At 43.2% G+C, this 16362-nt stretch carries 14 protein-coding genes; 10 read left to right on the top strand and 4 right to left on the bottom strand.

Going from position 1 to position 16362, the window contains the following annotated elements; translation table 11 throughout:
* The first annotated feature begins 112 nt into the window (after positions 1-112).
* The 4 genes from CDG61_RS17045 to dnaJ all read left to right on the top strand — a co-directional run bounded on the left by CDG61_RS17045 (position 113) and on the right by dnaJ (position 6091).
* Positions 113-1219 carry an efflux RND transporter periplasmic adaptor subunit gene (locus CDG61_RS17045; protein ID WP_087551101.1) on the top strand — a complete coding sequence of 369 codons (1107 nt, stop codon included), beginning with the start codon at positions 113-115 and terminating at the stop codon, positions 1217-1219.
* A complete protein-coding gene (locus tag CDG61_RS17040; RefSeq protein ID WP_087551102.1) occupies positions 1216-4362 on the top strand; it encodes an efflux RND transporter permease subunit in 3147 nt (1048 codons plus the stop codon). Before CDG61_RS17045 ends, CDG61_RS17040 begins: the two co-directional genes overlap by 4 nt.
* 133 nt (positions 4363-4495) lie before the next feature.
* On the top strand, positions 4496-4873 hold the full coding sequence (locus CDG61_RS17035) for a hypothetical protein (RefSeq protein WP_087512927.1): 378 nt from the start codon (positions 4496-4498) through the stop codon (positions 4871-4873).
* A 105-nt stretch (positions 4874-4978) separates the two neighbouring features.
* Positions 4979-6091: a molecular chaperone DnaJ gene (gene dnaJ, locus CDG61_RS17030; protein WP_087512928.1), complete on the top strand. Its 1113-nt coding sequence runs from the start codon at positions 4979-4981 to the stop codon at positions 6089-6091.
* A gap of 60 nt (positions 6092-6151) precedes the next feature.
* Here dnaJ and CDG61_RS17025 read toward each other — a convergent pair whose 3' ends face one another.
* Positions 6152-6385: a hypothetical protein gene (locus CDG61_RS17025; RefSeq protein ID WP_087512929.1), complete on the bottom strand. Its 234-nt coding sequence runs from the start codon at positions 6383-6385 to the stop codon at positions 6152-6154.
* Between the two features lie 260 nt (positions 6386-6645).
* Between CDG61_RS17025 and dapB the strand changes: the two genes are divergently transcribed.
* Positions 6646-7461, top strand: a complete 816-nt coding sequence (gene dapB / locus CDG61_RS17020) for a 4-hydroxy-tetrahydrodipicolinate reductase (protein WP_087512930.1) — start codon at positions 6646-6648, stop codon at positions 7459-7461.
* A gap of 54 nt (positions 7462-7515) precedes the next feature.
* Complete coding sequence (locus tag CDG61_RS17015) at positions 7516-8166, top strand: START domain-containing protein (RefSeq protein ID WP_087512931.1); 651 nt, start codon at positions 7516-7518, stop codon at positions 8164-8166.
* Positions 8167-8223: 57 nt separating this feature from the next.
* On the opposite strand, the gene CDG61_RS17010 is transcribed toward CDG61_RS17015, so the two are convergent.
* From CDG61_RS17010 to CDG61_RS17000, 3 genes are read right to left on the bottom strand one after another with little or no spacing between them, the layout of a single operon-like run.
* On the bottom strand, positions 8224-10416 hold the full coding sequence (locus CDG61_RS17010; RefSeq protein ID WP_087551103.1) for a polysaccharide biosynthesis tyrosine autokinase: 2193 nt from the start codon (positions 10414-10416) through the stop codon (positions 8224-8226).
* Between the two features lie 17 nt (positions 10417-10433).
* Complete coding sequence (locus CDG61_RS17005) at positions 10434-10862, bottom strand: low molecular weight protein-tyrosine-phosphatase (protein WP_087512933.1); 429 nt, start codon at positions 10860-10862, stop codon at positions 10434-10436.
* Positions 10862-11965 (bottom strand): polysaccharide biosynthesis/export family protein, encoded by a 1104-nt coding sequence (locus tag CDG61_RS17000; protein ID WP_087551104.1) that lies wholly within the window; start codon positions 11963-11965, stop codon positions 10862-10864. The genes CDG61_RS17005 and CDG61_RS17000 overlap by 1 nt, the downstream gene beginning before the upstream one ends.
* A 439-nt stretch (positions 11966-12404) precedes the next feature.
* On the opposite strand from CDG61_RS17000, the gene tviB reads away from it, so the two are divergent.
* The 4 genes from tviB to CDG61_RS16980 are packed head-to-tail and all read left to right on the top strand — an operon-like array spanning position 12405 to position 16362.
* The gene (tviB, locus tag CDG61_RS16995) at positions 12405-13703 is read left to right on the top strand and encodes a Vi polysaccharide biosynthesis UDP-N-acetylglucosamine C-6 dehydrogenase TviB (protein ID WP_087512935.1); all 1299 of its coding nucleotides are present in this window, start codon (positions 12405-12407) and stop codon (positions 13701-13703) included.
* Positions 13704-13734: 31 nt separating this feature from the next.
* Positions 13735-14679: a Gfo/Idh/MocA family protein gene (locus tag CDG61_RS16990; RefSeq protein WP_087512936.1), complete on the top strand. Its 945-nt coding sequence runs from the start codon at positions 13735-13737 to the stop codon at positions 14677-14679.
* A 16-nt stretch (positions 14680-14695) separates the two neighbouring features.
* Positions 14696-15283 carry a UDP-2-acetamido-3-amino-2,3-dideoxy-D-glucuronate N-acetyltransferase gene (wbpD, locus tag CDG61_RS16985; RefSeq protein ID WP_087512937.1) on the top strand — a complete coding sequence of 196 codons (588 nt, stop codon included), beginning with the start codon at positions 14696-14698 and terminating at the stop codon, positions 15281-15283.
* Positions 15280-16362 (top strand): DegT/DnrJ/EryC1/StrS family aminotransferase, encoded by a 1083-nt coding sequence (locus tag CDG61_RS16980; protein WP_087512938.1) that lies wholly within the window; start codon positions 15280-15282, stop codon positions 16360-16362. The genes wbpD and CDG61_RS16980 overlap by 4 nt, the downstream gene beginning before the upstream one ends.

Below are 16362 nucleotides of genomic sequence, written 5' to 3'. Positions count from 1 at the left end.
TTACAGGATTCACAATTAGTGTACCATGCAGTATATTAATTAAAAATTGATCAAATTAATATCCTGTCAGTATTTTGCCTGAAAAAAAGTATTTGAATAAGAGCCTTTAGCTATGAATATTCTGAAAACATCGGTCAGCAGTCTGATCATTGTATGCTGTGTCACGCTGTGGGGGTGCAGTAAGGAACAGCCTGCTGCAGAGCAGATTCCATTTGTCATGGTTGCACAGCCTGCAACCTCACATCTGGATCAGAAAAGTTATGCGGGTGAGGTTCAGGCCCGTCAGCAGACAGCACTGGCATTCCGTGTTGGAGGGCAGATTACAGAGCGTCTGGTTGATGTTGGGGACAGAGTTAAAGTGGGGCAGGTACTGGCAAAGCTGGATGTCAAAGATGCACAGCTTCAGCTGAACTCAGCACGCGCACAGCTGGAAAGTGCGCAGTCAGCTGCCAAAGTGGCGGGTGATGAGTTCAAACGTTTTCAGCAGCTTTTACCGATCAATGCTGTCAGCCGTTCACAGTATGATGCAGTGAAAAATCAGTACGATGCAGCATTGGCGTCCCTGAAGCAGGCGCAGTCCAATTATGATGTATCGGCTAACCAGACCGGTTATAACCAGCTGGTGGCAAATAAAAACGGTGTGATCACACAGCGCAATATTGAAGTGGGGCAGGTGGTTTCCGCAGGGCAGGCAGCCTATCAGCTGGCTATGGATGGTGACCGTGAAGTGGTGATCGGTGTTCCTGAGCAGGCTGTGTCCAGCATAAAAGATGGTCAGGATGCATGGATTACCCTGTGGTCCAGACCTGAAGATAAATTTGCAGCTTATGTACGGGAAATCTCTCCGGCTGCTGATCAGTCCAGAACATTCAGTGTGAAAGTGGCTTTAAGGGAAGGACAGTCGGCGATTCAGCTGGGTCAGAGTGCCCGCGTGTTTTTTACGCAGAATGTACAGAATGTTTTAAGTGTACCGTTATCCAGTGTCTCGGCAACCAGTAATCAGGCTTATGTCTGGGTGGTCAATCCAGATCAGACCATCCGTAAAGTGAATGTCACACTGGGTGCTTATGGTCGGGACAGTGTCCCTGTCCTTTCAGGGCTGAAACCTGGTGAATGGGTTGTGGTTGGGGGCGTACACCTGCTGCATGAAAAACAGAAAATTAAACCTGTAGACCGTGAAAACCGTGCTGTCACTGTTCAGAAAGGAGCAGCTGCATGAGTAACTTCTCCCGGTTCAACCTGTCTGAATGGGCACTCAGAAATAAAGGACTGGTTCTTTATTTTATGATTCTCATGGGCATCGTTGGCTTTTTTTCCTATTCAAAACTGTCGCAGAGTGAAGATCCACCTTTTACCTTTAAAGTGATGGTGGTTCAGACGTACTGGCCTGGTGCCACTGCCGAAGAAGTGTCCTTACAGGTCACGGATAAAATTGAAAAAGAGCTGATGAGTACAGGACTGTACGACAAAATCATGGCGTATTCACGACCTGGTGAATCCATGGTGATGTTCATGGCTAAAGACTCACTGAAATCTGCACAGATACCGGATGTCTGGTATCAGGTACGTAAAAAAGTCGGCGATATCAAAGGGCAGTTGCCCGGTGGTGTACAGGGACCTTTCTTCAATGATGAGTTTGGTGACACCTTTGGCAACATCTATGTCCTGACAGGTAATGATTATGATTATGCAACCTTAAAAGAATATGCCGACCGTTTACAGCTTCAGTTACAGCGGGTCAAAGATGTCAGCAAAGTCGATCTGGTTGGATTGCAGGATCAGAAAATCTGGATTGAACTGTCCAACACCAAAGCCGTACAGCTGGGTGTTCCTGTCACAGCGATTCAGGATGCATTATCTAAGCAGAATGCCATCACCAGTGCCGGTTTCTTTGAAACAGGTTCAGACCGGATTCAGGTTCGGGTCAGTGGGGCGATTAAAAATGTCGATGATCTGAAAAAAATGCCTTTGCTAGTGGGAGATAAAACCATTCAGCTGGGAGATGTTGCCGAAATTTACCGGGGATTCAGTGACCCTGCTCAGCCACGTATGCGTTTTATGGGTGAAAATGGTATTGGGCTTGCTGTTTCCATGCGTAAAGGTGGCGATATTATTGCGCTGGGTAAAAATCTTGAAACTGAATTTCAGCATTTACAGAAGACTTTGCCATTGGGCATGGAGCTGAAAAAAGTATCTGATCAGCCGGTGGCAGTGCAACGCTCCATTCAGGAGTTTATTAAGGTTCTGGCTGAAGCCGTTATTATTGTATTACTGGTCAGCTTCTTTTCCTTAGGGTTCCGTACTGGACTTGTGGTGGCATTTTCCATTCCGCTGGTACTGGCAATGACTTTTGCAGGAATGAACCTGTTTGATGTCGGATTACATAAAATTTCCCTGGGGGCATTAATCCTGGCTTTAGGCTTGCTGGTGGACGATGCCATTATTGCTGTGGAAATGATGGCTATCAAAATGGAGCAGGGCTACAGCCGGATGAAAGCGGCAGGCTATGCCTGGACCAGTACCGCATTTCCAATGCTGACCGGAACACTGATTACAGCAGCAGGTTTTTTACCGATTGCAACCGCTGCCTCCAGTACAGGTGAATATACCCGCTCCATCTTCCAGGTGGTGACCATTGCTTTAATCGTGTCCTGGGTGGCTGCAGTTTTATTTGTTCCTTATCTGGGTGACAAACTGTTGCCTGATTTTAATAATGCGCCACAAAGAGCGCCGTGGTATCAGCGTCTGATTGCCCGTTTACGCAAACAGCCAGAACCTGAGCCTGTGGTGCATCATGCAGGTGAGCATTTTGATCCTTACCAGACCGGGTTTTATCAGCGTTTCCGTCAACTGGTGAACTGGTGTGTGACTTACCGTAAGACGGTGATTGCAGTTACGGTAGGTATCTTTGTACTGTCTGTTGCGATGTTTAAGGTTGTACCTCAGCAGTTTTTCCCACCGTCGAACCGCGCCGAAATTCTGGTGGATTTAAAACTGGAAGAAGGCGCATCACTGAAAGCCACTGAAAATGCCGTGAAAAAAGTAGAGCAGTTCCTGGCGAAGCAAAAGGGTATCGACAACTATGTTGCTTATGTAGGAACAGGCTCACCACGTTTTTATTTACCGCTTGATCAGCAGATGCCGCAGGCAAGTTTTGCTCAGTTTGTGGTACTGGCGAGTTCGCTGGATGACCGTGATGAAATCCGTAAGTCCCTGGATACTCAGATCCGTGCATTACTACCACAGGTCAGAACCCGTGTGTCATTACTGGAAAATGGTCCACCTGTGGGTTATCCATTACAGTTCCGTGTTTCAGGTGAGGATATTGCAACAGTGCGTCAGCAGGCGCAGCAGCTTGCAAAAATCATTGGAGAAAATCCAAACACCACCAATGTTCATCTGGACTGGGGTGAACCAAGTAAAATTATTTCTCTGAATATTGATCAGGACCGTGCCCGTCAGATGGGTGTCAGCTCTCAGGATCTGGCGAATTTCCTGAACAGTTCCATTTCAGGCATTATCATCAATCAGTACCGTGAAAAACGTGAGCTGATTGATATCCGTATCCGTGGCGATCAGAACGAACGGATTGGTGTGGAATCATTGTCCAGTCTTGCTGTACCGACCAGTAATGGAACTACAGTACCACTCGCTCAGATTGCAAAAATCGACTATAAGTTTGAAGATGGTCTGATCTGGCACCGGAACCGTCTGCCGACCATCACCGTCCGCGCAGATATCCGTACCCATTTACAGCCTGCAACGGTGGTTGGGCAGCTGACTGAAAAGATGGATGAAATGCGTGCTCAGTTACCGAATGGTTATCTGGTTGAAGTGGGTGGAACCGTGGAAGAGTCAGCCAAAGGTCAGAACTCTGTAAATGCGGGTATGCCTTTATTTCTCGCGGTGGTCTTTACTTTACTGATGATTCAGCTGAAAAGTATTTCCCGTTCATTCATTGTGTTTCTGACCGCACCACTCGGACTGATTGGTGTTGTGCTGTTCCTGTTGCTGTTCAACAAACCTTTCGGTTTTGTAGCCATGCTCGGGACCATTGCACTGTCGGGAATGATCATGCGGAACTCGCTGATTCTGATTGATCAGATTGAGCAGGACATACTGGCAGGGCAGAATCAGTGGGATGCAATTCTGGATGCAACGGTACGCCGTTTCCGTCCGATTATCCTGACAGCACTGGCTGCGGTACTGGCGATGATTCCACTGTCACGCAGTATTTTCTTTGGTCCAATGGCTGTTGCGATTATGGGGGGGCTGATTATTGCAACGCTGTTGACGCTGTTCTTTTTACCAGCATTGTATGCACAGTGGTTTAAAGTAAAAAAAAATAACAATACTGCTTAATTTTATGACAATATGGGGTGTGAAAAATTGAAAATTTCAATATAGTAGCACCTTATATTTTACTAATTCTGAAAAGCTATTTTTTACTGCATATTACAAAATCAAACATGCAGTAAATAAGGTTGGAAAGCACATGAAGCAAGACAATTTATCCAGGTATCGCCGCTCTGTTGCGATCTCTTATGTCTTCATGTTTTTGACACTTTTTACCGTGATCAGTGGAATTTTTGCTTACCTCTTTGCTCGTAAAGTTTCTCAGGCCGTCGATACCGAAGTCTGGTTACAGGCACAGGCACTCTGGGTCATGCGGAATATTCTGATTTATTTTATTATTACGGCTTTTGCTGCACTCTGGTTCATTCCTTTATTTTTCTTTTACTGGGACAGTTATCTCTGGGTGACTGGCTGCACAGTTGCAGGCGTTTCTTTTGCCCTGATCGGTTTCCTGTTTTTGCTGAATGCCTGGATTAAAGGCGTGGCAAAATTCTTCCAGAACAAAGCTGTTTTCTGATTCTCATAAATTTTTTCAGTCCTGCCCTTGTAATATTCGGTTTGACCCCCAATTTCAGACCACAGTTAAGTATTAAACAAAATTCCGTGAGGAGCTTCGCCAAACATGGCTAAACGTGATTATTATGAGGTTCTGGGTGTTGCCAGATCCGCTGGTGATGATGAAATTAAAAAAGCCTACCGTAAGCTGGCGATGAAGTATCACCCTGACCGTAACCCTGACAACGCAGAGGCTGAAGAAAAATTTAAAGAAGCTGCTGAAGCTTATGAAATTTTATCTGACAGTGAAAAGCGCAGTATGTATGACCGTATGGGGCACCGTGCCTTTGAAGGTGGTATGGGCGGCGGCGGTGGCTTTGGTGGCGGTTTTAACGCAGAAGATATTTTCAGTCAGTTTGGCGATATTTTCGGTGGTGCATTTGGTGGCGGTGGACGTCAGCAACGTGCCAGTCGTGGTTCGGATCTGCGCTATGTAATGGAACTGACGCTTGAAGAAGCGGTCAAAGGCGTGAAAAAGACCATTACATTTACGGCGCCAGCGCCGTGTGAAACATGTGACGGTAAAGGTTCCAAAAACCCGAAAGATGTTGAAACCTGTAAAACCTGTCATGGACACGGTCAGGTTCGTATGCAGCAGGGCTTCTTTTCTGTACAACAGACCTGTAGTACCTGTCGTGGTCAGGGTAAAATTATTAAAAACCCATGTAATACCTGTCATGGTTCAGGTGTTTCAGACCGTCAGCAGACGCTTGAAGTTACAATTCCCGCAGGTGTGGACAACGGTGACCGTGTCCGTCTGAGTGGTAAAGGTGAAGCAATCCGTGATGGTCAGTCCGGCGATCTTTATGTTGAGGTCGTGGTTCGTGAGCATGAAATCTTCCAGCGTGATGGTGCAGACCTGTATATGGATGTGCCTGTGAGCATTGCTGATGCAGCTCTGGGTAAAGAAATTGAAATCCCGACTCTCGAAGGTCGTGTCAGTCTCAAAATTCCAGAAGGAACACAGACCGGTAAATTATTCCGCTTACGCGGCAAAGGTGTGAAACCGGTACGGACCAGTATGCAGGGCGATCTGCTTTGCCGTATTGTGGTGGAAACACCGGTCAATCTGACTTCCCGCCAGCGTGAACTGCTGAAAGAGCTGCAGGAAACAATGGATGGCGATGACAATAAATCATCTCCAAAAAAGAAATCATTCTTTGATCGGCTGTTTGACTGACCGTTCTTAAAAAAAGGCGATAGTGATATCGCCTTTTTTTATATCTGTTCAAAACAGAGTTTATTCCAGTACTGGAGCATCAATATCTTCAACCCGTACCTCTGATCCTGTACTTTGTTCTTCAGCCGCCTGTTCAGTTGTTTTTTCAGACTGAACCTGGTCGCGAACCGTGACACTGATTTTTGCCTGAGCCAGACTTTCGAGGGTATCTCCAGGCTGTACAGCAGGTTCAGCCCAGGCAGCAGCCATCATCATCCCCAGTAAACCCACAAGCAGCTTTTTCACCGAATGCATTTTCATCTCCTTATTTACTTGTATTGTGATCATTCGTACAGGTGAGTCTGCATGGGCAAGTTTTCAGAATTGTGAAAATGGGCAAGTGTCTGAAAATATTTTTAAATTCCTTCCAGCCTGAAAGCATGACTGTAAATACTGGAATAGATCTGAGCGATCATACAGCCGCACGGATTTACTTTATTTTTAGTCTGAAAACTTAGTCTAAGCAGGGAGTTTTGTTATAGTAAGCACAATTAAAAGTCAGTTTGGAATAGATCATGTCTACAGCTCCACGTATTGGTATTTTAGGTGCAGGCGGTCGTATGGGCCGTACGTTGATTCAGGCTGTGCAGCTTGCGGGTTATCAGCTTGCGGCAGCAGTGGAACGCCCTGAAAGTTCTTTGATTGGAGCAGATGCAGGCGAGCTTGCCGGGATTGGTGCCGTTGGGGTGAAGATTGCAGGCAGTCTGGAAGAAATTCTGAAAGATGTGGATGTGGTGATTGATTTTACTGCACCTGTTGCGACTGCGCATAATCTGAAATTATGTGCTGAAGCAGGTGTTGCAATGGTGATTGGTACAACGGGTTTTTCTGATGAACAGAAAGAACTGTTAAATCAGTCTGCTGCTCAGACCCCGATTGTTTATGCTGCCAATTATTCAGTGGGTGTCAATGTTTCCATTAAACTGCTGGAGCTTGCTGCGAAAGTGTTTGGCGATACAGTGGATATTGAAATTATTGAAGCTCATCACCGCCATAAAGTGGATGCACCATCAGGTACAGCACTGATGATGGGTGAAGCAGTTGCTGATACACTGGGTCGTGATCTTAAAAAAGTTGCGGTTTATGGCCGTGAAGGACATACGGGTCCACGTGAGCGTGAAACAATCGGTTTTGAAACGATCCGTGGCGGAGATATTGTAGGTGAACATACCGTAATGTTCATTGGTGAAGGTGAGCGTGTGGAAGTGACACATAAAGCCACCAGTCGAATGAATTTTGCATCAGGTGCAGTCAGAGCTGCAGTATGGGTTGTCGGCAAAGATGCAAAAAAATACGATATGAAGGATGTTTTAGGCTTAAATGACATTTAAGCGGGATGCAGCTTTGTTTAAACTGTAGCAGTATTAAATAAAACTGATCCTAAAATGAAAAAAAAAGCGATGTTTCTTAGCTGTGTGGTCGCTGCAATCAGTCTGACCACACAGGCAGCTGTTCCCACCAATGCCAGACTCAGCCTGAATAAAAACAATGTGAAGGTCTGGACTTATCAGAATACAGGACAGTCAGTGCTGTCTTATAAAGCAGAAACAGTGCTGGATGTGTCTATAGAAAGGGCGGTTGCCTTAATTCTTGATGTCCGGAACAGTACCCGATGGGTACCCAATGTCGCCAAGGCAGAAGTACTGAGTCGTGACGATGCCAAAGGTGAATTTACCCTGTATATGGTGCTGGACTTTCCATTTCCTTTAAAAGACCGTGATATGGTTGTAAAAGGTAAAATGTATAAAGATGCCAGTGGCGTGATCAGTATAAAAAACACGGCTGTTTCAAAGGTTAAACCTGTAAACCCAGGTTATATCCGGATCAGTGATTATTCTGGTGACTGGGTTTTTCAGCAGCAGGCAGATGGGCGGGTTAAAGTCACAACAACGGGGCATGCAAATCCTGAAGGGGCTATTCCGGCCAGTGTGACTAATCTGCTGGTTGAGCAACAGCCCTATCAGATGTTGCAAAGAATGAAGACTGAACTTGCCAAAAACAGTAGCTATCAGCCTTTACCAGAATTCTTACGCTGAATGCCCGTTCGGTCAGTAAAAAAGCCCGCATTTCGCGGGCTTTTTTACTTTATGAAATCAGTCATTATCCTGTGAGGCTTTATAACCATAAGCATAGTTGTAGCCATAGCCATAACCATAACCACCCGTGCCACGCTGAATATCATTCAGAATAAAGCCATTCACTTTGACTCCAGCCTGATCGAAACGGTTGACCGTCAGTTCGAGTTCTCTGATCTGAGACTTCGCATAGCGGGCAATCACCAGGTTCACACCGGTATATTGTGAAATAATAATACCATCGGTTACTGCCAGTACTGGTGGGGTATCAATAATCACATGATCAAACAGCGCGGACACTTCTTCAAGCATTGCAGCAAATTTTGCAGAACTCAATAACTCAGAAGGATTCGTCGGGCTTTTACCACGAGGAATAATGGACAGATTCTGAATGGATGACTGATGAATCGCCTGTTGCAGATTTAACTGACCATTCAGATATTCAGACAGACCATTTTTGTTTTCCTGGTCAAAATATTTATGCAGATAACCACGACGCATATCACCATCAATGATCAGAACACGCTTGTCACTTTGTGCAAGAATAGCCGCAAGGTTGGTTGAAATAAATGACTTACCAACCTCGGGTGCAGGTCCTGAAATCATAATAATATTATTTTTCGCGTTGCTGAGCGCAAAGTGAATTGCGGTACGCATGCTGCGCAGACTCTCAATGGCAATATCATCACTGTTTTTAACCGCAAGCACAGGAATGGATTTTTTCTTTTTCAGCAGTTTAATCCGGCTTTCCTGAACAGGTGAACGTGGTACAGTTGCATAGACAGGCAAATCCAGTTCATTTTCAATCTGACTTGAGTCTTTGATCCCTGAACGTAACATGTTACGCAGTAATGCCAGTAAAGTCCCAAGGAATCCACCTAAGAATATGGACAGTACAAGGATCTGCAATTTCTTTGGTTTAATCGGTTCAATCGGTTCAACTGCGGTATCGACGACACGAACGTTACCAATTTCACCTGCTTTTGCAATACGCAACTGCTGATAAGAGTTTAACAGTGCAGTATACAGCTGCTGCTTCACCTCAACTTCACGATACAGCTGTAAATACTGACGTTGCAGATCTGGAAGACGTTTCAGCGTGCCATCCAGTTCTGCAATTTTTTTATTGATTGCACCAAGTTGAGCATTGATTTCATGCATGGCAGGATGTTCCTGCGTATATTTTGCTGAAAGCTCAGCCTGTTTCTGTTCCAGCTGGGCTTTCTGTGTTTCCAAAGTGATACTTTGGGTCAGATAGAGCTCAGATTCTTTGGTCACATCAACTGTATTGAACTGCTGACGGAATTTATTGAATTCACGTTCAGCTACATCGAGCTGTTTTTTCAGATCAGGCAGTTGTTCATCCAGAAACTTTAAAGTCTGTGCAGTTTCAGCGGAACGGCGTTCAATGTTCTGCTGGCTATAAGCAACAAGGATTGCATTCAGTACCTTGGTGATGTGCTCTTTATCGGTTCCCTGATAATTCAGCCCCAGTATCCCCGTCATTTTACCTTTTTCAGCAACAGAGTAATTGTTGGTTAATGCTTTCATAGCAGCAGGTAAAGTCTGTTTGCGGATGTTGTATGTGGCTTTTAAGTGATCTTTAGTAAAGATAGCAACTTTCCATGCGCCATATTCAGACTGCTTTTGAGTCAGTTGATTGATAGGTGCGGAAAATACAGTCTGTTCAGTTGCTTCATTGATCAGAGAGAAAGTATTGTCTTTGAAGCTGAGCAAAAGACTTTTGTCGAGAAAATTTGCAGGAATATCAAACTGACGGATTTCAAAGGATTTTGCATCATCATAGAATACAACTGACTTCCCATAATATTCTGCATTATATTCGTGTTTGTTCAGTAAGCGGTTCCAGAATGTATCCTGTGTACCTGAGACCTTAATATTTAGGTTCAATCCATTAATGACAGAGCCTAATACTAAGCGGGATTTCAGAATCTCTATTTCAGCCTGAGCAGGTTGTTTTTGATCCACCATACTGGATAGGTCACCCAGCAGTGCCGCCGAAGCTCCTTTATTTTCCTCAACCTGAACCAGTGCATCCACCGAATAAGTATCAGGTGTTGTTCTCAGATAAAGTAAAGCACAGACCATACTTAAAATGATGCACAGCGCAATCAGTTTCCATTGAGCAATGAGAGAGAAGAACAGTTCCTTCAGGTCAATTGTATCTTCTGTATTAGTATTTTGGCTCATAATCTTGGTATCAAAAGTTAAATATGTTTTTTCCAGTCTGCGACACAATGCTGAATCAGTAGACAGGTTTCATCAAATACAGCCTGGTCATGGCGGTAGGGATCAGAGACATTCTTTCCTTGCCAGTGTCCTAATCGGTATGTTTTTCCTTTGGAAAATGGCCAGGTCTGTTCAAGGTGCTTTTGCTGATTACTGCTCATGACCAGAATCAGATCGGCTTTTTTAATCAGATCACCATTCAGCTTGCGTGCTTTATGCGGCGACATATCAATGCCTAATTTTTGCATGCAAAGATCTGCTTTGTCATCTGCAGAATGACCAATCAGACCAGAAATGCCTGCTGACTCAATATGGAGGTCTGGATATTCATGTTTCAGTAAATACTCTGCCATTGGGCTTCTGCAGATATTACCCACACAGACAACGAGGATGTTCTGGATCTTCATTACTGTCCCATACGGTCAACGTTATAAATCATGTTGGAGAAAGGAATAACCTGATTGACAACACGTTGCCAACGGGCAAGTCCTGAAGCATCTACATAAACAATATCATTGCTGCGCATTTTAAACTGGTTTGCCAGGCCAAAGTCACCAATACTGGTTAAATTCAGATGGTAAACTTCAGTACTGAAATCATTTGGATTGCTGCGAACTACATAAATTTTACTTCGGCTAGCAGACAGTGGATTCAGACCAAGGCTTTCGCCCAGCACATCACTTAGGCTCATCCCCTGATCACGCATGGTTAGAGACTGATTTTTCCCAGACTCACCCATGACATAAACTTTCTGATTTTCACGTGAATTGACATAAATAGTATCATTGGGCTGGATCAACAGATTGTGCAGAGAATAACCTGCTTTTTCGAGTTCAATACTGTTTAAACTGTATGTTTTACCCTGTCGGACCAGGGTGATTGCTGTATTGTCACCATTCAGAGTGTTGATGCCACCAGCCATCCCCAGTGCTGTATAAAGACTGACAGGCTGATCACTGAGTGCAAACTGGCCACCTTTCATGACGTTACCCTGGACGGAGAATCTTTGTCCCTGATAAGACAGGACGCGTGCAACAACATCAGGTGTTTTTAAAAAGCGGGATAACTGACTTCTCAGTTCCTGATTGACCTGGTTTAAGGATTTTCCTGCTGCTTTATAACGACCAATCACAGGAAACTGAATATATCCATTCTGGTCTATCTGGTAACCGTTGGACTGTGCGGCCTGTTCATTATTGATGGTATTTGTTGGTGGTGTGATTTCGGGATAAGCCCACAGGTAAATGGATAAAATATCGCCAGCACTTAAGAGATAGTTTTTATGTGAGCGGTTAAACAGATGAGCGTAGTCCTGACGGATATTGATCTGTGCGGGTTGAACAGCGGGTAAGGATTCCTGTGTTAACTGAACCACATTCACTGATGTGCCAAGATCAGTCTGATAAACCCCTTCAACAGGTAAGTCATAGGTCTGTAGGCCAGATGTAATGGCGCAACCTGAACCCGTCAGACCAAAAGCTAGCAGTAATGATAATGGTAGTTGTCTCACTCGCAATCCCGCTTATAAAAATAATGTTAGATAATTAAAATAGTTGGTATTGTACCCAATTCAATATAAAAAAAAATATAACAAATTGTAATTGCTATTTTATACCAGGAAGCTGGTATAGCGGTAGTATTATTCGATTATTATTGTGTGCACTGAATTAAATTTAAAAATAAATTTATGTCGAGTTAATGTATGTTTTCTGATGGTTTCAATATGCTTTTGGTAAGCAATGATAAATATTGCCATTGATTTTATTTTTATGTCATTGTTTTTATTTATTATATTTGGATGATCTTGATTTTTGTTTGCAGAGTAAAAAATGGCTTTATTGATATTTATTTTATGATTTTAATAACTGGAATAAAAAAAGTCTGTTATATTATGCTGTGCTTAAAAGCTGTTTTATTATATACATAAATATACAAGATAAGGCTCTGGAATGTTACAGATCTCGGAACTAAGAATTGCGGTTATCGGATTAGGATATGTCGGTCTTCCGCTCGCAGTGGAATTTGGTAAAAAACACCCGGTAGTGGGCTTTGATATTCATCAGAAAAGAATTGATGAGTTGAAGGGTGGTACAGATCATACGTTGGAAGTATCTTCTGAAGAACTGGCTAGGGCAGCGCAGTTAACTTATTCAGCAAATCTGGAAGATTTAAAAAGCTGCAATTTTTTTATTGTTACTGTTCCTACACCTGTTGACCACGTTAATCGTCCTGATTTGACTCCACTTAAAAAAGCAAGTGAGACATTAGGTAAGGTGATTTCGAAGGGGGATGTTGTTGTCTATGAGTCAACTGTATATCCAGGTGCAACAGAAGAAGTCTGTATTCCTGTTCTGGAAAGTGTTTCAGGACTGAAGTTCAATCAGGATTTCTTTGCAGGTTACAGCCCGGAGCGTATTAATCCAGGTGATAAGGTAAACACACTGACTAAAATTAAAAAAATTACCAGTGGTAGTACACCTGAAACTGCAGACCTGGTGGATGGTGTTTATGCAAGCATTATTACAGCAGGGACACACAAAGCATCAAGTATAAAAGTTGCTGAGGCAGCCAAGGTAATTGAGAACACTCAGCGTGATCTTAACATCGCACTCGTTAATGAGCTTTCAGTCATTTTTGAGCGTATCGGTATTGATACGGTGGATGTACTTGAAGCTGCGGGCAGTAAGTGGAATTTTCTTCCATTCCGCCCCGGTCTTGTTGGTGGTCACTGTATTGGTGTGGATCCTTATTATCTGACGCATAAAGCAGAAGAAGTTGGTTATCATCCGCAGGTGATTCTTGCGGGTCGACGGATTAACGATAATATGGCGCGTTATGTGGCTCGCAACACGATTAAGCATATGCTGAAAAATGGTGTGGATGTTCCTCGTGCCCGTATTGGTATACTTGGCGTGACATTCAAAGAAAACTGTCCGGATATCCGAAACAGTAAAGTTTCAGATCTGATCAGGGAGTTTGAACTGTGGGGGGCTCAGGTGATTGTTGCTGATCCATGGGCGGACGCTGAGGAAGTCAGACATGAGTATGGCGTTGAACTTGGAACTGTGAATGCTGAAAATCAGGTGGACAGTCTGGTGGTTGCTGTTGGTCATGAAGAGTTCCGGATATTGACACCTGCACAGCTGAAATCATATGTGCGTTGCGATAAGCCAGTTATTGCTGATGTAAAAAGCCTGTTCGACCGTAATGAGCTTGCAGCTGAAGGTTTTACTGTTTTCCGTCTGTAATTTTAAAAATCAATTTATAAAGTATTGAATTATGAAAAAGTTTGCTCTTATTGGTGCTGCTGGTTATATCGCTCCACGTCATTTAAAGGCGATTAAAGAAACAGGTAATACTTTAGCTGTTGCAATGGATATTAATGATTCTGTCGGGATTATGGATAGCCACTTCCCTGAAGCTGAATTTTTTACTGAATTTGAAGAATTTGAAGCGTATGTGGAAGATCAGAAATTAAAAGGTGAAAAACTCGATTACGTTGCGATCTGTTCACCGAACTATCTACATGCACCTCACATGAAATATGCACTCAAAAATGGTATTGAAGTGATTTGTGAGAAACCATTGGTTTTAAATTCAGAAGACCTCAACATGCTATCTCAATATGAGAAACAGTATGGTGCAAAAGTAAACTCAATTTTGCAGTTACGCTTACATCCTTCAATTATTGCATTGCGTGACAAAGTGCAGGCAGCACCTGAAGGAAAAATTTTCGATGTTGATTTAACTTATCTGACTTCTCGTGGTAAATGGTACTTAAAATCATGGAAAGGTGTAGATAACAAGTCTGGTGGTGTTGCAACCAATATTGGTGTGCATTTTTATGACATGTTGCATTTCATCTTTGGTGATATCGTAAAAAATGAAGTGCATTTCCGTGATGAAAAGACAGCTTCAGGTTATCTGGAATATGAGCGTGCACGTGTACGCTGGTTCTTGTCTATTGATGCAAACAATTTGCCATCAAATGCGGTGAAAGGTGAAAAACTGACTTATCGCAGTATTACAATTGAGAATGAAGAGCTTGAATTTTCAGGTGGTTTTACGGATCTTCATACGCAAAGTTATGAGCGTATTCTTGCTGGTAAAGGCTACGGTGTTGAAGAAAACCGTGCTGCTATTGAAACAGTAGAAGTGATTCGTATTGCTCCGATTGTTGAAAATCCAGGTAATCCGCATCCGTTGTTAGCAAAAGTAAAATAATAAAAGGGGAAACACGATGAGTTTTTATCAACATGAAAGTGCAATTGTTGACGAGGGTGCTCAGATTGGTGAGAACTCTCGTGTCTGGCATTTTGTACATGTGTGCGGTGGTGCCAGAATTGGACAAGGCGTTTCCTTGGGGCAAAACGTCTTTGTCGGTAACAAAGTTGTGATTGGCGATCATTGTAAAGTACAGAATAATGTTTCTGTTTATGACAATGTGACTTTGGAAGAAGGTGTTTTTTGTGGTCCAAGTATGGTGTTCACAAACGTCTACAATCCACGTTCTTTAATTGAACGCAAAGATCAATATCGCAATACCCTGGTGAAAAAAGGTGCGACTTTGGGGGCAAACTGTACGATTGTTTGCGGTGTGACTATTGGTGAATATTCATTTGTAGGTGCAGGTGCAGTAGTTAATAAGGATGTACCAGCCTATGCCTTAATGGTTGGAGTTCCTGCGAAACAGATTGGCTGGATGAGTGAGTTTGGTGAGCAGCTTGATTTACCTGTGGCTGGTCAAGCAGAAACCACTTGCTCACATACAGGTGCAATTTACCGTTTGGATGGTCAGAATGTAACAAAACAACAGGCACAAAAATGATTGAATTTATTGATTTAAAAGCACAGCAGGAACGCTTAAAAGATAAAATTGAAGCGGGGATTCAGAATGTATTGAGCCATGGTCAGTATATTCTTGGACCTGAAGTTAAAGAGTTGGAAGGAAAACTCGCAGCCTATGTAGGTGCAAAGCATTGTATCAGCTGTGCAAATGGTACTGATGCATTACAAATTGTGCAGATGGCATTTGGAATCGGTTCTGGCGATGAAGTGATTACCCCAGGATTTACCTATATTGCAACAGCTGAAACGGTTGCTGTGTTAGGTGCAACCCCTGTTTATGTAGATGTAAACCCAAAAACATATAACCTGGATATTGAAAAGCTGGAAGCAGCGATTACGCCACGTACTAAAGCGATTATTCCTGTTAGTTTATATGGTCAGTGTGCTGACTTTGATGCCATTAATGCAATTGCGGCTAAGTATAATTTACCCGTAATCGAAGATGCTGCGCAAAGTTTTGGTGCAACCTATAAAGGCCGTAAAAGTTGTAATTTAAGTACGGTAGCATGTACAAGCTTTTTCCCAAGTAAGCCTTTGGGTTGTTATGGTGATGGTGGCGCAATTTTTACCAATGACGATGAATTGGCAAAAATTATTCGTCAGATCGCACGCCATGGGCAGGATCGTCGTTATCATCATGTTCGTGTAGGAATGAACAGTCGTTTAGATACTTTGCAGGCTGCAATTTTACTTCCAAAATTAGAAATTCTGGATGATGAAATGCAGGCACGTCAACGTGTTGCGGAAACCTATACAAAACTTTTTAATGAGGCAGGTATTTTAACCACCCCATTTATTGAAGAATATAACCAAAGTGCTTGGGCGCAATATACCATTCAAGTGGAAAATCGTGATGATGTACAAGCAAAGTTAAAAGAGCAGGGTATTCCTACAGCGGTACATTATCCAATTCCACTGAATAAACAGCCTGCTGTTGCAAATGATGCTGTTTTACCTGTTGGTGATGCAATTGCTGAACGTGTGATGAGTTTGCCGATGCATCCTTACTTGACTGTAGAAGCTCAAGAAAAAATTGTTGCAGCACTTTTGAGTAAATAA

The sequence above is a fragment of the Acinetobacter sp. WCHAc010052 genome, assembly GCF_002165295.2.
Classification (GTDB): Bacteria; Pseudomonadota; Gammaproteobacteria; order Pseudomonadales; family Moraxellaceae; genus Acinetobacter; species Acinetobacter chinensis.
Note: the sequence above shows the minus strand (reverse complement) of the source record. Positions and strands in the feature narration are given on the sequence as shown.